This is a genomic window from Martinezella miluonensis, assembly GCF_900094545.1.
GTDB lineage: Bacteria > Pseudomonadota > Alphaproteobacteria > Rhizobiales > Rhizobiaceae > Rhizobium > Rhizobium miluonense.
The window spans coordinates 1-18,669 of record NZ_FMAH01000009.1 but is presented as its reverse complement, the minus strand read 5'-3'; the positions used below and the strand labels follow the sequence as shown (position 1 = coordinate 18,669).

Below are 18,669 nucleotides of genomic sequence, written 5' to 3'. Positions count from 1 at the left end.
CGCAATGTGATCCCGGCGCGACCCGACATGGTCTGGGTGGCTGATTTTACATACATCCGCATTACCACTGGCTTCTGCTATCTGGCTGTCATTCTCGATGCCTGCAGTCGGAAAGTCGTCGGTTATGGCCTGTCAAAACGTCTGGACACGCCGCTAGCGCTCGCGGTGTTGTATTCGGCCATCGAGGGGTCAGAACAAGATTAGTGCGAAATCGTACGTTTAGCTGAGGAAGTGATGCTCGAGATCGATATTCGTTCCCAAAACTGGGCCCTAAAAGCATTTCACCCTAAGACTTCGTATTCAGTACAGGCGACAAACTACGGAAAATATGGACGAATTTGATTAGCGTACGATTTCGCACTAATCTTGTTCTGCCCCCATCGAGAACAGAAGGCCTCCTCCTGGCTGCATTTACCACACGGATCGCGGATGCCAATACGCAAGTGAGACCTATCGACGGGCGCTTGATGCCGCTGGTCTACACGGTTTCATGAGCGCCGTCGGCAACCCTTATCATAATGCGCAGGCAGAAAGCTTTATGAAGACTTTGAAAGTGGAAGATATCTACCCCGCTGGCTACGAGACCTTCGCGGACGTGGCTGACTGCTTGCCCAGGTTCTTCGAGGATGATCTACAATGCCAGGCGGGTGCACTCAGCCCTCAGCTACAGGTCACCAGCAGAATTTGAAACCCAACTCGCCCAGCAGGCGGCTTAGTTTGAAGCGCATCGCTGGTCCAGCCCGAAGGGTTCACTCCACTCGGTTCCGGGCACTTGACACGGGCCTGGGTTTTGAGCGTATGGAAAATGCTGTTCTCCTTGAAGTGGTCTCTGGGCCTCGAACAAAATCAGACAAGGCCGCCTTTTATGAGAATCTCTGCCACGAACTCGCCAACGAATGCGCCGTCCCACCGTCTGACCTCATGATTTCCTTTGTAGAAAACACGGATGAAGATTGGTCATTCGGCCTTGGTGGAGCGCAGTTTTTGGAGGGCGATTTGTGGACGACGAGGTCGTCACTGTACGGGATGAGCGACCTTTTTGGGCAATACTGGACGTCTGAGAGGGCGACCGCTGGAACCCGGGCCGGCCTCTTGGTTCGAGCAGGTGTTCCAGCCTGCGACAAGCTGAACAAAGAGCAAAGGGACCGAACCACAACTGAAATGGCCGCCGATTGCGGAAGATCGCACCTCGGTTGACTCGCTCAATAGGATCGACAGCAATGCGGCGAATTGCGTTCAGAGACACACGCCACCCAAGACACTCCTCGACATTGAAGTGTGCCGGGCTTCGGAACCTCGTCAAAGACCCTGTCAGGAGCCGCTATGAAAGTGCCGGTTTGCTTGCTAATAATCAACATTTCATCGAAAGACGATGGGCTTGGCGGCCGTAGGGTGTCGCTCTGAATATCTCGTCGCTGACCGGATGTAGGCCGATCTTCAGTATCTTCCAAGGGCAACGGATTCTATCGGATGGCAGACGGACCACGAAGAAATAAACGCGAGGTATTGGTCAATCAACTCGACCTAAATCTCCTGCGTGTCTTCGACGCTCTGATGGCCGAGCGCAATGTCAATCGAGCGGCGATAAGAATCGGACGCACACAGTCTGCTGTCAGCCATGCACTCGGGAAGCTGCGATCCATGGTGGGTGACGACCTCTTCGTGCGGACCGAAGGCCGGATGGAACCGACGGCGGTCGCCAGCGAGCTGGCTGCGATAGTAACGCCCTCGCTAACAGCGATTTTCGCAACCCTCAACCAGCAGATCAACTTTGATCCAGGCAGAAGTACGCGCGCGTTCCGAATTGGCATCAGCGACTACACGGCAATTGGCTTCCTGCCTTTGTTCACCCGGCGCTTCGTCGAGGTGGCGCCGGGGGCGAAGCTCAACTTTCTTCATACCCACAATGCCAGCGCCAAGGCGATGATCCTCAGCAGAGAACTCGATTGTGCAGTTCTCGGAAACTTCACGCTAGACCATTTCGAACTCCGGTCGCTGGTCCTGTCGGAAGACGTGAATCTCTGCGCGGCATGGTCGGGAAACGACCTCCTATCGAAAGGCCTCACTTTGGACACCTATGTCGCGGCACCTCATCTGCAGGTTTCGATCGACGGCTTGAGCGAGGGAGTGGCTGACAAGGCGCTGGCTGCCATGGGACGGAGCCGCAAGGTGCAGGCGACGATTCCTCACTATCAGACAGCCCCTTGGGTAATCCGGGGTACAAACCTTATGTCTATTGTTGGAAGTCGCGTTCTCCTCACGCTCGATCCAGCCAGCGAAACGCTCATGCTCGAACCGCCAATTCCCCTCCCACGAGTCGCTATTTCCATGATCTACAATCGCCAGTCTGAGGCGGATCCAGGTCACAAGTGGCTTCGCGATCTCGTGGTCAGCGTGTCCGATGAACTCGACTTTAGCATGAACACTCTGCTCACCGACATCCATCAGCGGTACCGCGCTAAGTCGTGATCTCGAAGGTCGCCTCCACCTCGACGCTCGCGCCTTTGGGAAGTGCGAAAACCCCGATGGTCGAGCGCGTATGACGCCCTCGGTCACCGAAGAGCTCGACCATCAGGTCCGACGCACCGTTCATGACGACGGCCTGATCGGTGAAATCGCAGGCGCTCGTGATGAAACCGCCAAGCCGAACAACATGGGCGATCCTTTCCAGGTTGCCCACTGCGGCCCGGACCTGAGCCAGAACATTGATGGCGCAAAGGCGGGCGGCCTGAACGCCGAGCTCGATACCCACGCTCTTCCCTACTGCGCCAGTCGCAAGGACGTTTCCGGACGGATCGATCGGGAGCTGTCCGGACACAAAGAGGAGATTTCCGACTCGATGGGTCGGCACGTAGTTTGCCACCGCCTTCGGCGGCTCCGGAAAAGTGATCCCGAGCATGCGGGCGCGTTCTTCGACTGTAGGCATCGTGATTATCCTTTCGAGTAGTCGCGGCCGGTAAGCGGCACCAAGACGGCGAGGAGACGATCAACCCCAGCCGCGAGGTTTGAAAGCGGGGTCGCGAGGTTGAGCCTGATATGCTGTTCGCCACCCCGCCCCATCGACTCCCCATAGGTCACCACAAGTCGCGCCGCGCGCTCGATGAGCGCCTGGTAGCGTTCTTTCGCGGCACCGAGCGGAGCGAGATCGAGCCATGAGAAATACGTCGCCTCCGGAACCGTCAGGGTGACCTCTGGAAGGTGCTTGCCGAACTGCGCGCGGACGTATTCGAAGTTCCGAGCGACGTATTGCATAAGAGCGTTGGTCCAGTCGTCGCTATCACGGTAACCTGCCTCGGCACCGGCGAGCCCGAAGATGCTGGTTCCATAGTGCAGGTTTGTGCGCGCGATACCCTTTCGGTAAGCGGCGCGGAACGCCGGATTGGCGGCAATTACGATCGAGTGCTTGAGCCCCGTCAGGTTGAATGGTTTGCTCGGCGAAATCATCGTGTAGGTGTTCATAGACGTCCACTGCGAGAGGGACGCGAACGCGACGAAGGTCGAACCCGGATAGAGCAAGCCCGAATACACCTCGTCAGAGACGACGATGATGTTGCGCTTTTCACATATCGCCGCGAGCAGACGCAACTCACCCAACGTCCAGACACGCCCAACCGGATTGTGTGGGCTACAAAGGAGCAGCAGCTTCGTCCGGCAGGTAATCGCCGCCTCCAGCCCTGCAAAGTCCATTTCGTAGGCGCCTCGACGATTGAGGAGCTGGTTTGGCACGGCCACGCGGTCATTTGCCTCGATGATCTCGGCGAAAACGTGATGAACCGGAGGCTGGTAGATAATCTCATCGCCTGGCTCGGTCAGCTCGGTAATAACGGGGTGCATGGACTGGTAGATCCCGACTCCCGATTCCAGCCAATCCTTTTCGACCTTCCAGCCAAAGTGCCGATCAAGGTAGCCCACGATTGCCTCGTAGTAGCCGGGTCGCTTCAGCGGATATCCGAAATGTCCCTCCTTGGCGACGCTTTGAACAGCCTTAAGGACGGACGGCGGAGACCGGAAATCCATGTCCGCAGTACCGAAGGATAGCAGGCCGGGATCATTCGCGCGCGCGATCTCCATTTCCCATTTCAGCGTGCTAAGATTCCCGCGGTCAAGCACGGTATCGAAATCATAAGGAGCGGGCGTGGCATCCGCCCCGACAAGTAATTTAGACAATGTATCCTCCTTGCCCAACCAGATGGCTGGCGAGCCTTTTTCGCTTTTCTATCGAAGTTCGAGGTCAGAGAACGCGCGAAAGGAATTCCCTGGTTCGCGCCGACGACGGATTGGACAGAACTTCTGATGGCTTACCAGCTTCGACGACGACACCGCCGTCCATGAAGATCACCTGATCTGCGACCTCGGCCGCAAAACCCATTTCATGCGTGACGACAACCATCGTCATCCCGTCACGCGCCAGGGTTTTCATCACTTCGAGAACGTCGCCGACAAGCTCTGGATCGAGAGCGGAGGTCGGCTCGTCGAACAGGATGACTTTCGGGTTCATTGCCAGCGCCCGCGCAATAGCCACGCGTTGTTGCTGACCTCCTGAAAGATGACGGGGATAGGCAGATCGCTTCTCAGCCAGGCCAACTTTCGACAGGAGCTGCAACGCGCGCTCAGTCGCTTCCTTCACCGGCTCTCTTCGAACATGGACCGGAGCCTCGATGATGTTCTCCAGTACCGTCATGTGCGGGAAGAGATTGAACTGCTGGAAAACCATCCCGATCTCCGCGCGCTTACGGCAAATGGCCGACGGCGGGAGTTCGTAGAGCTTATCATCCCTCAACTGGTAGCCGACGAGGTCCCCGTCGACGAGGAGAAGCCCGGAGTCGATTTTCTCAAGATGGTTGATGCACCGCAGGAAGGTACTCTTGCCCGACCCCGAGGGGCCGATGATGCACGCGACCTTGCCCGACGGTACATCCAGGTCGACGCTCTTCAGTACTTGGAGAGCGCCGAAAGATTTGCTCACCCCCCTGGCGTGAACGATCGTGTCGGAAGAAATTCCGAACCGCTCATGGTGTTTCGGTGACATATTCATTTTGCTGGCACCTCTCTACGGAACCGGAACAAGAAGGCGGCGGTGATATCTGAGAGGCTGGCATTCCTGGCGTTTTCGTCCCGGGAATAGCGCCGCTCGAGGTAGTACTGACCAATCGACATCAACGTGACGACGACGAGGTACCAGATCGTAACGACGATCAGGAGCGGAATGGTCTCAAAGGTTCGGCTGTAGATTGCCTGCGCCGTGTAGAGCAAATCCGCGACGGCGATGGTGCTCACAAGGGACGTGGTTTTGAGGAGATTGATCGTCTCATTGCCGGTTGGAGGAATAATGACTCGCATCGCCTGGGGAATGATGATGCGAAACATAAGCCGCGAGGGCTTCATGCCGAGGCAGAGGGCCGCCTCTGTCTGCCCCCTTCCGACGGACTGAATGCCGTTGCGGATGATCTCGGCCATGTACCCGGCTTCGTGGAGGCCGAGAGCGAGCACGGCGGCGACGTACGGCGTCATGACATCGTTCGTGCTAACCGAGATTAACGTGCCGAGGCCGGGTACGGTTAGCTCGATGCGCTCGACAAACAAAGACAGGTTATACCAGACGATCAGTTGCACGAGGGCTGGCGCTCCCCGGAAAAACCAGATGAAACCCTTGGCCGGGATGGACAGTAATGAACTTGGCGAAAGCACCATGAGGGCGGCGACCCCGCCTACCAGGATCGCGACGATCATGATCGTTACGGTGAGAAGACAGGTCTGGAGCAGGCCGCTCATGATCTGCCGATCGAAAAGATAGTGGGCGACCAAGTCCCATTGGAGCTTGGGATTGCTCGCTGCGCCGCGTACTAAGAGGAGCATCAGAACGACAACAACCGCGGCGGCGGCCCAGCGGTACGGGTGACGAAGCGGTATCGTCCTCAGGTCCGACACGTTGTAGGTGGTGATGTTATCAGGCATGTCGTTGTCCTATCGAAAAGGACGCACGGCTCCCGCCGCGCGTCGTCGCACCTTCAGCGGTTACTTCTGGGGCACTTGGTCCGCGCTTGTGTAGATGACGGCTCTTTCGATGGCGGAATCCTGAAGATTGTAGTTCTTGAGGAGTTCACCGTATTTGCCGTTTTCGATAAGTGCCTGCAGGGCAGACCTGAGCATTTCGGCGGTTTCCATGTCTCCCTTTGCGACAGCCATGGCGAGAGGCAGCGGGTAATAGTTGGGTCCGGTTACGACGAGCTGGCTTTTACTCTGTTGCTGAAAGTTACCAACGACCGTGGAGTCGTCTAGCCAGGCGTCGACACGGCCCGTCAGCGTCGCCTGAATTTCCTGCCGTTGGTCCGGATAGATTGTCTTCTTGATCTCAGGCTTTCCTTCGTCTGCGCAGTCCTTGTTGAGCTTGTCGACTACGAAGTCCCCCGACGAGCCCTGGGCCACCGCGACGGTAGCTCCGCACAGGCTTTTCTTCCATTTTTCGGTGTTAGCAGGTAGCACCCCCGCAACCGAGCCAGCCTGGAGATATCCAACGAAATCGACCTGCTTCAGGCGCTCCGCCGTAACGGAAAAGGTGCTCCACGCTACCTTTAGCCGCCCGGAAACGAGACCCGGAATCTGGTTGGGAAAGGTCACCGTCTGAATCTTCAGTTCCGCATCGAGGAGATCGGCGACCTGATGGGCAAGTTCGACGTCAAAGCCCGCTGGCTTGCCAGAGGGGTCGATCATTCCGAAGGGGACGTAGCTCAGCGACATCGCCGGGGCGAAAACTCGGCTCTGTTTGACGTCCTTGGCGACGCTGACGTCTGCCGCAGCGGCCGAACTGGCGAAAAGGACACACGCGGCGACGATGCTTAAACGGATCTGTTTAGTCATTGTAGGTTCCCTCTTTATTTTGAGAACCCGATCATAGCTGCCCTCGTACATGCTTAATAATTGATAGAACGGAATTCGAAAATGAATATGGTTCATTTATCCGGGAACTGGCTGCAACAGAGCCCCTTTTCCGCGGCATACGCCTCGATCTTGTCGAGATAGGTCGAAAGGTTTGTAAGGCTGCGTTGAAAGACGGGAGCGGAAAAGCGATACATCGAGAACATGTTGGTTCTCCGTTGTCGACCGGCGGGGGATTTCGGCCCGATATCGACGGCATTTTAGGTCACTCGATGTCGATGGAATATCTGCTCCATCGGGTTGAGTGGCCCTGGTGTGGGTTCGAGCCCCGTCTTTTACAGCCTTCCACAGCTGAAAATTCCTTCACTACCTATCGAACACCTCCTGCTGCGATGCAGTCAGAAATAGTGTTGACCTTTGTGTTGAAAAATGGAATGAATATTCCGCATAAAGAATTTTACGGTTTGTTTGTTCCGTTTTTCAATGTGGCCGCCATGGGAGTGACGGCCGAATTGATTGTAGGTCCTGCGGTCGAAACCGGGGGCTCCGGTATTTAGGAGGGGTGCGGCCGGGCGCCGTATCCGGGAGGAAAAAATGGCTGTCAGCCCATCCACCATGGCTGCGGTACGCGCCAGCGGCGCTGTCCCCAATGCCGCCTATCTGCTCAGCGCAGAAGGCATCCGCAAGGAATTTCCGGGCGTGCTGGCCCTCGACGATGTTTCCTTCCGTCTGAAGCGCGGCACCGTGCATGCGCTGATGGGCGAAAACGGCGCCGGCAAATCGACGCTGATGAAGATCCTTGCCGGTATCTATATTCCCGACCAGGGCGAAGTGCGCCTCAAGGGCGTCGAGATCCGGCTGAAATCGCCGCTGGATGCGCTGGAAAACGGTATTGCGATGATCCATCAGGAACTCAACCTGATGCCGTTCATGACCGTTGCCGAGAATATCTGGATCCGGCGCGAGCCGAAGAACCGCTTCGGCTTCGTCGATCACACCGAAATGAGCCGCAAGACCGAAGAGCTCTTCCGCCGTCTCAACATTTCGATCGATCCCGAAATCCAGGTGCGCGAGCTTTCGGTCGCCAGCCGGCAGATGGTCGAGATCGCCAAGGCGGTTTCCTATGATTCCGACGTGCTGATCATGGACGAGCCGACCTCGGCGCTGACCGAGCGCGAGGTGGCGCATCTGTTCGAGATCATCCGAGGTCTGCGTGAACAGGGCATCGGCATCGTCTACATCACCCACAAGATGAACGAGCTGTTCGAGATCGCCGATGAATTCTCGGTGTTCCGTGACGGCAAATATATCGGCACGCATGCCTCCACCGATGTGACCCGCGACGACATCATCCGCATGATGGTCGGCCGCGAGATCACCCAGATGTTCCCGAAGGAGGAGGTGCCGATCGGCGACACCGTGCTTTCGGTCAAGGATCTGAGCCTCGACGGCGTGTTCTCGAATGTTTCTTTCGATGTCAGGGCCGGTGAAATCCTCGGCGTCGCCGGGCTGGTCGGCTCCGGACGCTCCAATGTCGCCGAAACCATTTTTGGCGTGACACCGGCATCGTCCGGGACCATCCAGCTCTTCGGCAAGACGGCCGCGATTTCTTCGCCGGCGGACGCCATCCGTCACCGGATGGCCTTCCTGACAGAAGACCGCAAGGATACGGGCTGTCTTCTCATTCTCAGCGTGCTTGAGAACATGCAGGTCGCGGTGCTGCACGACAAGTTCGTGCGCGGTGGTTTCGTGCAGGAAGGGCCGATCGAGCAGGCCTGCGAGGAAATGGCCAAAAAATTGCGCGTCAAGACGCCCAACCTCGATGAGAGGATCGAAAATCTTTCCGGCGGCAATCAGCAGAAGGCGCTGATCGGCCGGTGGCTGCTTACCAAGCCCCGCATTTTGATCCTGGACGAGCCAACGCGCGGCATCGATGTCGGCGCCAAGGCGGAAATCCATCGCCTGGTCACCGAAATGGCGCGCGACGGCGTCGCCGTCGTGATGATCTCGTCGGAAATGCCCGAGGTACTCGGCATGAGCGACCGCATCATGGTGATGCATGAGGGACGGGTCACCGGATTCCTGGATCGAGCGGACGCAACTCAAGTGAAGGTGATGGAGCTGGCGGCGCAGTGACGCCGTCAATCATCGCAAGGGAGGATTGAACCATGGTTAGCAAAGTTGCAGAGGCGGCAGCACCGGCATTGACGCGTCCGAGACGTCGCCGCGTTCCGCCCGAACTCGGCATCTTCCTCGTGCTGATCGGCATTGCGCTCGTCTGCGAAATCCTCGGCTGGATCTTCGTCGGGCAGAGCTTCCTGATGAACGTGCAGCGCCTGAAGATCATGATCCTGCAGGTCTCCGTCATCGGCATCATCTCCGTCGGCGTGACGCAGGTCATCATAACCAGCGGTATGGACCTGTCGTCGGGCTCCGTCGTCGGCCTGACCGCCATGATCGCTGCGAGTTTTGCCCAGTCCTCCACCTGGGGGCGAGCCGTCTATCCGGCGCTGACCGACATGCCCTTCTTCGTTCCGATCGGCGTCGGGCTTTTGATCGGCCTGCTTGCTGGCTATATCAACGGTCAGCTCATCACCCGGATGAAAATTCCGCCTTTCATCGCGACGCTCGGCATGATGGTCGCGGCGCGCGGTCTGTCGAAGCTCTATACCAAGGGGCAACCGATCTCCGGTCTCACCGATCAGTTCAATTTCATCGGTTCCGGAATCTGGCCCGTCATCGTTTTCCTGATCATCGCCGTCGCGTTCCATGTTGTGCTCCGCTACACCCGCTACGGCAAGTTCACCTATGCGATCGGCGCCAATGTGCAGGCGGCGCGCGTGTCGGGCATCAATGTCGAGGGGCATCTGGTCAAGGTCTATGCAATTGCGGGGCTTCTGGCCGGGCTTGCTGGCATCATTACGGCTGCTCGCGTCCAGACGGCACAGGCGGGCATGGGCGTAAGCTATGAGTTGGATGCGGTCGCGGCTGCCGTCATCGGTGGTACCTCGCTCACCGGCGGCGTCGGGCGCATCGCCGGCACGGTGATCGGCACGGTCATCCTCGGCGTGATGATTTCCGGCTTCACCTTCCTGAACGTCGACGCCTATTACCAGGAAATCGCCAAGGGCGTCATCATCGTCGCCGCCGTCGCCATCGACGGCTACCGCCAGAAGAAGCGGGCCAAACGCTGAAAAGCCCGGACTATCATCTGTGATGTTGAGGCGGGGTTTTACCTCGCCTTTTTCTTTAGTTTGGCGCGCAGGGCGACGCAGTGTTCGCGACAGCTGCTCTGATGGGGGACGCCCCCGACGGCATCGATGCGCCAGAATGGAGACGTTGATCACCATTTAAAGGAGGCGTCCATGAAAGAGATTAGCATTATCGGACTGTTGTTGGGGGAACTGTTCTTTTGGCGTAGACTGAGGCGTTGCTGTTCGTTGATGCGGCCCAATTGTCGAGCGGTCGTTGTGCTATCAGTGATCTGGAAGAGCTCGTTAGGATTTGCATGAAGCGCACCAGAATAGAAGATATCGCAAGAGAGGCGGGGGTAAGCAAGGCGACCGTCGATCGCGTGATTCACAATCGAGGCGTCGTACGCAAAGATACCGCGCGAAAGGTTGCAGAAGCAGCGCATCGAGTAGCCTACTATGCCAGCGGTCTTATTGATCGACAATTAGCGATACAGCTTCCTGAGCTCAAGCTCGGCTTTCTCCTTATCAAGGAGAAACAGGAGTTCTACCAATCACTTAGTCGAGAATTACATGCAGCGGTAGCCGCTCGGAAGGATTTTCGAGGTAAGGTGGTTATTCGATATTCGCCATCTCAGTCGCCGGCGGACTTCGCGGTGATTATGCACGAACTTGCCATGCAGTCGGATGTCATCGCCTGTACGGCCGTCAACCATAGTGCTGTGAACGAAGCCGCATTAGCTTTGCGACGGGAAGGGGTACCCGTTTTTGCTTTGCTCAATGACTTTGCGCGAGACGCGCGTGAAGCCTACATCGGTCTTGACAATCTCAAAGCGGGACGTTTGGCGGCATGGATGATCTCGACGGCTACCCGCCAAAGGGGGAAAGTGGCAATTTTCCTGGGTAGCAATCGCTGGCAAGGGCACGAACTGAAGGAGACTGGCTTTCGTTCATATTTGCGCCAAGCAGACGTGGATCTGCAGTTGTTGGAGCCGATCATCAATCTTGAAACTCGAAAGCTCACGCATGAGACGTCACTTGCCCTGCTTGAACGGCACCCAGACCTCAGGGGAATTTACGTCGCTGGCGGGGGGATGGAGGGCGCCATTGCGGCATTGCGTGAGGCACGCGCGCCAGGAGAGGTGAAACTGGTCGTGAATGAGCTGACCTCGGTAAGCCGTGCTGCCCTTTCGGACGGCTATGCGATGATGGTCATAGGCACGCCGTTGGCGGAGCTTTGCCGTGAAGCTGTTGATCTTATGGCAGGCGCTTCCATTAAAGACCATTCCCAGACAGCCGGAGAGCGCTTTCTCGAGCCGCAGCTCTTCCTGCCTCCTTCCGTTTGAGAAATGAGGTAAAACACCTCAGGGGAGAAATTCCGACAACCTCATGGATGCGCTATTCAGACATTGGAGAATTGCGCACGACGGAGGGTTTGGGCATTGGATAGGGGATGTAACACGTTCGTCCGAGATACGGGGACGGAATATTTTGGGAGGAAATATGTTCTGGGCACTCAATCAAATAACGGCTCCAAATCTCAGCTACCCTGACTTTTTGGATCTCTCGGCTGCGCTCGGCTGTGGCGGGGTTGAAGTTCGCAACGACCTGCAGCGCCAATTATTTGACGGCATTTCGCCTTCAGAGGCGGGTACAATGGCGCACGACCGCGGTCTGCGCATTGTTGGCCTGTCCCAGGTCTATCCATTCAACTTCTGGTCCGAGGATATCAACAGCAAGGTTCAGGATTTAATTGCGATCGCCAAAGATGCTGGGGCGGAAACTATCAGTCTGATCCCACGAAACGAGGGAATTGGAACAGAAGAGCGGGAACGAAAGGATAATCTCAACCGGTCGCTCACTGCCATACTGCCACTCCTTGAGGAGGCTGATTTGGTGGCACTCGTCGAACCGCTTGGCTTCCAGCGATCTTCCTTGCGTTATAAGGCAGAGCTCGTGGATGCCATCAACGCACTTGGCGCCGCTCATCGCTACAAGCTCGTTCATGACACGTTTCATCATGCCTTGGCGGATGGCGGATCAGTCTTTCCTACTCATACCGGGATCGTCCACATATCGGCCGTCATCGATCCGGCTTTGCGACTCGACCAGATGGAGGACGAACACCGCGTGCTCGTGGACAGCAGAGATCGGTTGGACAATATTGGGCAGATCAGAGCTCTGCAGGCAGCAGGATATGTCGGACCGGTTTCCTACGAATGCTTCTCTCCGTTGGTGCATAGTCTCGACAGACCGCGTGAGGCAATCAAATCCTCCCTTGATTTTATCGAAGCTGCTCTGAAGGCAAAGTGATCGATCAAACAACGAGGACTAAGGACTTATAGAGATCACCGACCCTGGTGGACTACTCTTATCAGGGTCGGCCAATTGCGCATTCATGTAGCTCCCCTTCAGATGTTCTCAGAGATATAAATTTCAAAAGGGAAAAATGTCTGGCGTGCCGTCGCCTGAGTATTCCCCTCGATCGAACTGATCATCTGAGCGACAAGTTCGCGGCAAAGGGCGGGGAGTGGAGTGCAAATGGCCATGGTAACGGTTCCATCCATCAGCGCCGCCTTGCTCTCGGGGACCAACTCGTTGACAATGAGCGTGATATCACCTGTGCGCTTCTCTTCTCGAAGCGCTGCGATTGCTCCTTCCATTCCACCACCAGCGACGTAAATGCCAACGAGATCGGGATGCTTCTGCAGAAGCGTCGAGATTGTCTCATGGGTAACATCGACCGTATCGAGGTTGACCATAGTCTCCAACACCTCGAACTCGGGCGCATTTTCGCGGAAATAAGAGCGAAAGCCCATCTCGCGCAATTCATGACCATGAAAGCGGTGGCTACCGACAAAGCAGACCACCTTACCAGGCTTGCGCGCCATTCGCGCAATCGTCCAGGCGGCGGAGCGTCCAACCTTCCTGTTGTCGAGGCCAAAGTAACCTGCTCGAACGCCAGCCGCAAAGTCTGAGAGTATGGAGAATACTGGAATGCCTTTCTCCTTAAATTCCTCAACGATTGCCTCCACGGCCGGATAATCAGGTGCCACTATTGCAATTGCCTGGTTTCGCATTACCAGTGTTCTTACTTTCTCGACTATCGCGCTTGGCGTCGACACCGGTGGATATTCGATCTGAACCTGTAATTTAGCCGTGGTTGCAGCTGCCGCTGCCACGCTAATCTCCCGGGCGAAGGCTTGATAGAAGGATTGCATTGGCTTCTGCAAGACGAAACCCAGGCGATACTGCGGCAGGTCCTCGAAGACGCGCTGGCGCAGCAGGCCGATGGCGTGATAGCCGATCTCCTGCGCTGCTTCATAGACCCGTCTTGCCGTTTCCTCTCGAACGCGGTGACGTCCGTTTAGCACGCGGTCGATCGTGGCGACACTGACGCCGGACGCCTTGGCGAGATCTGAAATGGTCGGGCGACGCATGGCTGCTCCTGATGTAATACATCATTGGTGTAGTATGGGTGTGAGGTAATTTGATAGATTCCATCATTCCTGCATTGAGGCAAGAGAAAAGTCGATCTATCGTTTCCGGCATGAAGGCGGCGCGCTGTTGCGTGCCGCGGGAGATAGCGATGACTGAGATAAACAAACGGGATTACGGCCTGCTCGGCGCCAGCGGCAAAATGGCGGTAGAAACCGGGCTTGCCGCCGCCGAGTGGTATCATACGGATGTCGCGCGCAAGGACATGAAGGCGCTGATGCAGCGCTCCGATGCGCCGGCCATTCGCGACACCATCATCTGGCTTGGCAGCATGGCGCTGTTTGCCGGCCTGGGGGTCTATTTTTGGGGGTCGTGGATCTGCATTCCGTTTTTCCTCGCTTATGGCGTGCTCTACGGCTCTGCCTCGGATAGCCGCTGGCACGAATGCGGTCACGGCACGGCGTTCAAGACCCGCTGGATGAACGATGCGGTCTATCAGATCGCCTGCTTCATGATCATGCGCAATCCGGTGACCTGGCGCTGGAGCCACGCCCGCCATCACACCGATACGGTCATCGTCGGCCGCGACCCGGAGATTGCCGTCATGCGGCCGCCGGATCTCTTTCGCGTCATCCTCAATTTCTTCGGCATACTGGACGCCTGGCATGCGGTGATCGACATGCTGCGCAATGCCGCCGGCGTCGTCAGCGCCGCGGAAAAGACCTTCATTCCAGAAATGGAGCAGCCGAAGGCCATTCGCATCGCCCGCATCTGGCTGGCAATCTATGTCGTCACCATTGCGACGGCGATCGCCATGGGCTCGATCCTGCCGCTGGTGCTCATCGGCCTGCCCCGGCTCTACGGTGCCTGGCATCATGTGCTCACCGGCCTGCTGCAGCATGGCGGCCTTGCCGACAATGTCATCGATCATCGCCTGAACAGCCGCTCCGTCATGATGAACCCGGTGAGCCGCTTCATCTATTGGAACATGAATTACCATGTCGAGCACCACATGTTCCCGATGGTGCCCTATCACGCCCTGCCGAGACTGCATGCGATGATCAAGCATGACTTGCCGGCGGCCAATCCGTCCATGTGGTCGGGTTATCGCGAGATGATACCCGCTTTCCTGCGGCAGTTGCGCAACGAGGACTATTTCCTGAAGCGCGAACTGCCGCCGACGGCGCGGCCCTATCGCGAGGAGTTTCATGGCGCCATGCCTGCCGAGGCCGCGCAATAATCACCAAAGATGCAATGGGAGGAAAACATGAGCAACAACTGGATCGAAGTCTGCGCCGCCGATAAGATCGACGAGGAGGATGTCATCCGCTTCGACCATGACGGACGAACCTTCGCCGTCTATCGCAGTCCCGAGGACGATTATTTTGCCACCGACGGCCTGTGCACCCATGAAAAGGTCCATCTCGCCGACGGCCTCGTCATGGACAACATCATCGAATGTCCCAAGCACAATGGCCGTTTCGACTACAGGACCGGCGAGGCCAAGGGCGCGCCTGTCTGCGTCAACTTGCAGACCTATCCGGTCAAGGTCGAAGACGGCACCGTATTCATCGGGCTGTGAGGAGGAGGCTATGCCACATTTCGTCATCGTCGGCGCCGGAGAATGTGGTGCGCGCGCCGCCTTCTCCCTCAGGGAAAAGGGATTTGCTGGCGATATCACCCTGATCGGCGCCGAATCAATCGCTCCCTACGAACGCCCGCCGCTGTCGAAGCAGACATTTATCGAGACCACCGAACCGAAATTCGTGGCTGCGCCGGAGCGATATCGGGAGCAATCGATCGATTTGCTGCTCGACTCGACGGTGGCCGCCATCGAACCCGCCGAGAAGAGGGTCAGGCTCGCGAGCGGAGAAACGCTCGGCTATGACAAATTGCTGCTTGCGACTGGAGCCTCGCCGCGTGCCTTTCCAGGCGTTGATGGTGCGAGAGGACACATCCGCATGCTCCGCACCCATGCCGATGCCCTGGCTCTGCGCGCGGCTCTTTATCCCGGCCAACACATCGCCATCATCGGTGGCGGCTTCATCGGCCTGGAACTGGCCGCCACCGCGCGCAAGCTGGGCGCCAACGCCACCGTCATCGAGGGCCTGCCGCGCGTGCTGAAGCGAGGCGTGCCGGAGGAGATTGCCGAAGTGATCACCGAACGTCACCGGCTGGAAGGCGTCGACATTCGTTGCGGCAAGGCCATCGAGACCGTGCGAGAGGAAGCGGAAACGGCCACCATTCACCTGGCGGATGGCCAGGTGATTTCGGCCGACCTCGTGTTGATCGGCATTGGCGCGTCGCCGAATATCGCGCTCGCCGAGACAGCCGGCCTCGCGATCGACAACGGCATCGCCGTCAACGGGCGGCTGGAAACCTCGGCAGCCGATATCTACGCGGCCGGCGATTGCTGCTCTTTTCCGCTGGCGCTTTATGGCGGACGGCGCGTTCGCCTCGAATCCTGGCGCAATGCCCAGGACCAGGCAAATCTGGCCGCCGCCAACATGCTCGGCGAAGGGATGGAAATCTCGGCCGTGCCATGGTTCTGGTCCGACCAGTATGACCTGACATTGCAGATCGCCGGCCTCGCCGAAGGAGCCACCAGCTATGTGCGGCGCGATCTCGGCGACGGGGCGTTCATCCTCTTTCATCTCGACGCAAGCGGCAGACTTCTCGCCGCCAGCGGCATCGGCCGCGGCAACGCCGTCGCCCGCGACATCCGCCTTGCCGAGATGTTGATCGCCGCCCGCGCGCATCCGGATCCAGACGCTCTGGAGGCAAGCAGCGTCAAGCTGAAATCCCTGCTTGCCGCGTAACGGTCCCATACCAAGGAGTTTTCAATGAAGAAACATAGTCGCGCGACTGTCGCCGATCTCCTCGCACTCAAAGGTCAGCGGCAGCTCACCATGCTGCGTGTCACCTCGCTTGAGGAAGCCGAGGCCGCTGAAAAGGCCGGTATTGATATGCTGTCCGTGCCGCCAGCGTTGCTTGGGCCCGAATTCCGTGAGGTTGCCCCGAACGCTTTTGCCATTCCTGGCCTCGAATATGGCGACTACGTCTCGGCGGAAGAATACATGCGGGAGGCCTTTAAGGTGCTGAAGGCTGGCGGTGATGCTGTCTATTGTGCCGCCGGACTGCAAACGATCCGGCGGATGCGGGACGAAGGCATTCCGGTCTGTGGCCATGTCGGCCTCATCCCGTCCAAGGCAACTTGGACCGGCGGTTTCCGCGCCGTCGGCAAGACCGCTGCGAGTGCCTTCGAAATCTGGCGCCAGACCAAGGCGCTAGAAGAGGCTGGGGCCTTCGCTGCGGAGATCGAAGTCGTGCCTGGCGACGTCGCCGGCGCGATCAGCGCGAAAACCTCGATGCTCATGATCTCCATGGGGGCCGGAAGCGGCTGTGATGCCCAATATCTCTTTGCCGACGATGTGCTCGGCAGCAATCGCGGGCACCGGCCGCGTCATGCCAGGGTTTACCGCGATTTTGCGGCCGAGTATGATCGGCTGCAGAATGAGCGCACCGCCGCATTCAAAGAGTTTGCCGAGGACGTTCGCTCGGGTGCGTATCCTGCAAAGGGACATCTCGTCGCCATCGATGAAGGGGAACTGCAGGCCTTTCTGCGGCAGCTTGCCGAGGGCGGTCTATAGCGCCGCTGAGCGGCACTTTATGGCGTTTCGTGAATTTCAATTGGACAGCATAGCATGAAAAATTATGTACTAACCGTTTCCTGCCAGTCGACGCGCGGGATTGTTGCGGCGATCGCCAATTATCTGGCCGACCAGGGCTGCAACATCGTCGATTCCAGCCAGTTCGACGATCTCGACACCGGCAAGTTCTTCATGCGCGTCTCCTTCATCTCCGAGCAGGGAGTGGGTCCGGAGGCGCTGGTCGAAGGCTTCAAGCCGATCGCCGCGAAGTTCGAAATGGAGGCCGAGATCCACGATGGCAAGAAGCGCATGAAGGTGCTGTTGATGGTCTCGCGCTTCGGCCATTGTCTCAACGACCTGCTCTACCGCTGGAAGATCGGGGCGCTGCCGATCGACATCGTCGGCGTCGTCTCCAACCATTTCGATTACCAGAAAGTTGTGGTCAACCACGATATCCCCTTCCACCATATTCCGGTGACCAAGGCCAACAAGCCGCAGGCGGAGGCACGGATCATGGATGTGGTCGAGCAGACCGGCACCGAGTTGATCGTGCTCGCCCGCTACATGCAGATCCTGTCGGACTCCATGTGCCAGAAGATGTCGGGCCGCATCATCAACATCCACCATTCCTTCCTGCCGAGCTTCAAGGGTGCCAACCCTTACAAGCAGGCCTATGAGCGCGGGGTGAAGCTGATTGGCGCGACGGCGCATTATGTCACCGCCGATCTCGACGAGGGTCCGATCATCGAGCAGGACACGGCGCGCATCACGCATGCGCAGTCGGCCGACGATTACGTCTCGATCGGGCGCGATGTCGAGAGCCAGGTGCTGGCCCGCGCCATCCATGCGCATATCCATTTCCGCACCTTCCTCAACGGCAACCGCACCGTCGTCTTCCCGGCAAGCCCCGGAAGCTACGCATCCGAGCGGATGGGCTGAGCCATGGCTGTCGCGACAGTGATCGATGGCAAGGTTGCAGCGGCTTCGGTGATCGAGGCTGTGAAGGTGGCGGCGGCAGGGCTTGAGACGGAGACCGGCGTGAAGACCGGACTTGCGGTCGTCATCGTCGGCGACGATCCGGCCAGCCACGCCTATGTGAACTCCAAGAGCAAGATGGCCAAGGAATGCGGCTTCAAGTCGGTGCAGCACACGCTGCCGGCCGAGACGACGCAGGAAGCGCTTGCTAGTTTGGTGCAGTCACTGAACGAAGATCCGTCCATCCACGGCATTCTGGTGCAGCTGCCGCTGCCGAAGCATCTCAATTCGGATGCGATCATCCAGTCGATCCGGCCGGACAAGGATGTCGATGGCCTACATGTGGTCAATGCCGGCAAGCTGGCGACCGGCGATCTTGAAACCGGGCTGATTTCCTGCACGCCGGCCGGCGCCATGCTGCTGGTGCGGCGCATTCATGGCGACGACCTGTCGGGCCTCAACGCCGCCGTCATCGGCCGCTCCAACCTGTTCGGCAAGCCGATGGCGCAATTGCTGCTCAATGCCAATGCGACTGTCAC

21 protein-coding genes are annotated in these 18,669 nt (G+C 58.0%); 14 read left to right on the top strand and 7 right to left on the bottom strand.

Annotated features, from left to right (window positions below):
- Positions 1–27 precede the first annotated feature (27 nt).
- The 3 genes from GA0061102_RS33875 (at position 28) to GA0061102_RS10545 (ending at position 2,469) form a co-directional block, all read left to right on the top strand.
- Entirely contained in the window at positions 28–204 is a 177-nt protein-coding gene (locus tag GA0061102_RS33875; RefSeq protein ID WP_092846637.1) for a DDE-type integrase/transposase/recombinase, read from the top strand.
- Between the two features lie 432 nt (positions 205–636).
- A complete protein-coding gene (locus GA0061102_RS34035) occupies positions 637–1,197 on the top strand; it encodes a tautomerase family protein (protein ID WP_092846633.1) in 561 nt (186 codons plus the stop codon).
- A gap of 273 nt (positions 1,198–1,470) precedes the next feature.
- Positions 1,471–2,469, top strand: coding sequence for a LysR family transcriptional regulator (locus GA0061102_RS10545; RefSeq protein WP_092846631.1), 999 nt, complete (start codon positions 1,471–1,473; stop codon positions 2,467–2,469).
- On the opposite strand, the gene GA0061102_RS10540 is transcribed toward GA0061102_RS10545, so the two are convergent.
- The 6 genes from GA0061102_RS10540 to GA0061102_RS10515 form a co-directional block, all read right to left on the bottom strand.
- On the bottom strand, positions 2,459–2,926 hold the full coding sequence (locus GA0061102_RS10540) for a RidA family protein (RefSeq protein ID WP_092846629.1): 468 nt from the start codon (positions 2,924–2,926) through the stop codon (positions 2,459–2,461). The two genes, GA0061102_RS10545 and GA0061102_RS10540, sit on opposite strands and share 11 nt — an antisense overlap.
- Positions 2,927–2,931: 5 nt before the next feature.
- Positions 2,932–4,167 (bottom strand): MalY/PatB family protein, encoded by a 1,236-nt coding sequence (locus tag GA0061102_RS10535; RefSeq protein WP_245297972.1) that lies wholly within the window; start codon positions 4,165–4,167, stop codon positions 2,932–2,934.
- 64 nt (positions 4,168–4,231) lie between these two features.
- Positions 4,232–5,035 carry an amino acid ABC transporter ATP-binding protein gene (locus GA0061102_RS10530; protein WP_425348525.1) on the bottom strand — a complete coding sequence of 268 codons (804 nt, stop codon included), beginning with the start codon at positions 5,033–5,035 and terminating at the stop codon, positions 4,232–4,234.
- Positions 5,032–5,955, bottom strand: a complete 924-nt coding sequence (locus GA0061102_RS10525; RefSeq protein ID WP_092846623.1) for an amino acid ABC transporter permease — start codon at positions 5,953–5,955, stop codon at positions 5,032–5,034. The genes GA0061102_RS10530 and GA0061102_RS10525 overlap by 4 nt, the downstream gene beginning before the upstream one ends.
- 60 nt (positions 5,956–6,015) lie before the next feature.
- Positions 6,016–6,954, bottom strand: coding sequence for an ABC transporter substrate-binding protein (locus GA0061102_RS10520; protein WP_092846621.1), 939 nt, complete (start codon positions 6,952–6,954; stop codon positions 6,016–6,018).
- Positions 6,951–7,082, bottom strand: coding sequence for a DUF1993 family protein (locus GA0061102_RS10515; protein ID WP_139115044.1), 132 nt, complete (start codon positions 7,080–7,082; stop codon positions 6,951–6,953). The genes GA0061102_RS10520 and GA0061102_RS10515 overlap by 4 nt, the downstream gene beginning before the upstream one ends.
- Positions 7,083–7,154: 72 nt before the next feature.
- Between GA0061102_RS10515 and GA0061102_RS32555 the strand changes: the two genes are divergently transcribed.
- The 5 genes from GA0061102_RS32555 to GA0061102_RS10495 all read left to right on the top strand — a co-directional run bounded on the left by GA0061102_RS32555 (position 7,155) and on the right by GA0061102_RS10495 (position 12,380).
- Positions 7,155–7,433 (top strand): hypothetical protein, encoded by a 279-nt coding sequence (locus tag GA0061102_RS32555; RefSeq protein WP_139115043.1) that lies wholly within the window; start codon positions 7,155–7,157, stop codon positions 7,431–7,433.
- Positions 7,434–7,470: 37 nt separating this feature from the next.
- Positions 7,471–9,012 (top strand): sugar ABC transporter ATP-binding protein, encoded by a 1,542-nt coding sequence (locus GA0061102_RS10510; protein ID WP_092846619.1) that lies wholly within the window; start codon positions 7,471–7,473, stop codon positions 9,010–9,012.
- A gap of 32 nt (positions 9,013–9,044) precedes the next feature.
- Complete coding sequence (locus GA0061102_RS10505; protein WP_092846617.1) at positions 9,045–10,070, top strand: ABC transporter permease; 1,026 nt, start codon at positions 9,045–9,047, stop codon at positions 10,068–10,070.
- A gap of 314 nt (positions 10,071–10,384) precedes the next feature.
- Entirely contained in the window at positions 10,385–11,413 is a 1,029-nt protein-coding gene (locus tag GA0061102_RS10500) for a LacI family DNA-binding transcriptional regulator (protein WP_092846615.1), read from the top strand.
- A 157-nt stretch (positions 11,414–11,570) separates the two neighbouring features.
- Positions 11,571–12,380 (top strand): TIM barrel protein, encoded by an 810-nt coding sequence (locus GA0061102_RS10495; RefSeq protein ID WP_092846613.1) that lies wholly within the window; start codon positions 11,571–11,573, stop codon positions 12,378–12,380.
- A 98-nt stretch (positions 12,381–12,478) separates the two neighbouring features.
- Here GA0061102_RS10495 and GA0061102_RS10490 read toward each other — a convergent pair whose 3' ends face one another.
- Positions 12,479–13,507 carry a LacI family DNA-binding transcriptional regulator gene (locus GA0061102_RS10490; protein ID WP_092846611.1) on the bottom strand — a complete coding sequence of 343 codons (1,029 nt, stop codon included), beginning with the start codon at positions 13,505–13,507 and terminating at the stop codon, positions 12,479–12,481.
- A 149-nt stretch (positions 13,508–13,656) separates the two neighbouring features.
- Here GA0061102_RS10490 and GA0061102_RS10485 point away from each other — a divergent pair, with 149 nt between their 5' ends.
- The 6 genes from GA0061102_RS10485 to GA0061102_RS10460 all read left to right on the top strand — a co-directional run.
- A complete protein-coding gene (locus GA0061102_RS10485; protein ID WP_092846609.1) occupies positions 13,657–14,745 on the top strand; it encodes a fatty acid desaturase family protein in 1,089 nt (362 codons plus the stop codon).
- Between the two features lie 27 nt (positions 14,746–14,772).
- The gene (locus GA0061102_RS10480) at positions 14,773–15,087 is read left to right on the top strand and encodes a MocE family 2Fe-2S type ferredoxin (protein ID WP_092846607.1); all 315 of its coding nucleotides are present in this window, start codon (positions 14,773–14,775) and stop codon (positions 15,085–15,087) included.
- Positions 15,088–15,097: 10 nt separating this feature from the next.
- Entirely contained in the window at positions 15,098–16,324 is a 1,227-nt protein-coding gene (locus GA0061102_RS10475) for an NAD(P)/FAD-dependent oxidoreductase (protein ID WP_092846605.1), read from the top strand.
- A gap of 24 nt (positions 16,325–16,348) precedes the next feature.
- The gene (locus GA0061102_RS10470) at positions 16,349–17,155 is read left to right on the top strand and encodes a 3-methyl-2-oxobutanoate hydroxymethyltransferase (protein ID WP_092846603.1); all 807 of its coding nucleotides are present in this window, start codon (positions 16,349–16,351) and stop codon (positions 17,153–17,155) included.
- Positions 17,156–17,209: 54 nt separating this feature from the next.
- Positions 17,210–18,094, top strand: a complete 885-nt coding sequence (gene purU / locus GA0061102_RS10465; RefSeq protein ID WP_092846601.1) for a formyltetrahydrofolate deformylase — start codon at positions 17,210–17,212, stop codon at positions 18,092–18,094.
- Between the two features lie 3 nt (positions 18,095–18,097).
- The coding region (locus GA0061102_RS10460) for a tetrahydrofolate dehydrogenase/cyclohydrolase catalytic domain-containing protein (RefSeq protein ID WP_280949816.1) at positions 18,098–18,669 on the top strand (572 nt) is incomplete at its 3' end.

Coding starts and splice junctions, on each gene's coding strand:
- GA0061102_RS33875 (WP_092846637.1), top strand. CDS start 28: ATGGTCTGGGTGGCTGATTTTACATACATCCGCATTACCACTGGCTTC.
- GA0061102_RS34035 (WP_092846633.1), top strand. CDS start 637: ATGCCAGGCGGGTGCACTCAGCCCTCAGCTACAGGTCACCAGCAGAAT.
- GA0061102_RS10545 (WP_092846631.1), top strand. CDS start 1,471: ATGGCAGACGGACCACGAAGAAATAAACGCGAGGTATTGGTCAATCAA.
- GA0061102_RS10540 (WP_092846629.1), bottom strand. CDS start 2,926: ATGCCTACAGTCGAAGAACGCGCCCGCATGCTCGGGATCACTTTTCCG.
- GA0061102_RS10530 (WP_425348525.1), bottom strand. CDS start 5,035: ATGAATATGTCACCGAAACACCATGAGCGGTTCGGAATTTCTTCCGAC.
- GA0061102_RS10525 (WP_092846623.1), bottom strand. CDS start 5,955: ATGCCTGATAACATCACCACCTACAACGTGTCGGACCTGAGGACGATA.
- GA0061102_RS10520 (WP_092846621.1), bottom strand. CDS start 6,954: ATGAACCATATTCATTTTCGAATTCCGTTCTATCAATTATTAAGCATG.
- GA0061102_RS10515 (WP_139115044.1), bottom strand. CDS start 7,082: ATGTTCTCGATGTATCGCTTTTCCGCTCCCGTCTTTCAACGCAGCCTT.
- GA0061102_RS32555 (WP_139115043.1), top strand. CDS start 7,155: ATGGAATATCTGCTCCATCGGGTTGAGTGGCCCTGGTGTGGGTTCGAG.
- GA0061102_RS10510 (WP_092846619.1), top strand. CDS start 7,471: ATGGCTGTCAGCCCATCCACCATGGCTGCGGTACGCGCCAGCGGCGCT.
- GA0061102_RS10505 (WP_092846617.1), top strand. CDS start 9,045: ATGGTTAGCAAAGTTGCAGAGGCGGCAGCACCGGCATTGACGCGTCCG.
- GA0061102_RS10500 (WP_092846615.1), top strand. CDS start 10,385: ATGAAGCGCACCAGAATAGAAGATATCGCAAGAGAGGCGGGGGTAAGC.
- GA0061102_RS10495 (WP_092846613.1), top strand. CDS start 11,571: ATGTTCTGGGCACTCAATCAAATAACGGCTCCAAATCTCAGCTACCCT.
- GA0061102_RS10490 (WP_092846611.1), bottom strand. CDS start 13,507: ATGCGTCGCCCGACCATTTCAGATCTCGCCAAGGCGTCCGGCGTCAGT.
- GA0061102_RS10485 (WP_092846609.1), top strand. CDS start 13,657: ATGACTGAGATAAACAAACGGGATTACGGCCTGCTCGGCGCCAGCGGC.
- GA0061102_RS10480 (WP_092846607.1), top strand. CDS start 14,773: ATGAGCAACAACTGGATCGAAGTCTGCGCCGCCGATAAGATCGACGAG.
- GA0061102_RS10475 (WP_092846605.1), top strand. CDS start 15,098: ATGCCACATTTCGTCATCGTCGGCGCCGGAGAATGTGGTGCGCGCGCC.
- GA0061102_RS10470 (WP_092846603.1), top strand. CDS start 16,349: ATGAAGAAACATAGTCGCGCGACTGTCGCCGATCTCCTCGCACTCAAA.
- purU (WP_092846601.1), top strand. CDS start 17,210: ATGAAAAATTATGTACTAACCGTTTCCTGCCAGTCGACGCGCGGGATT.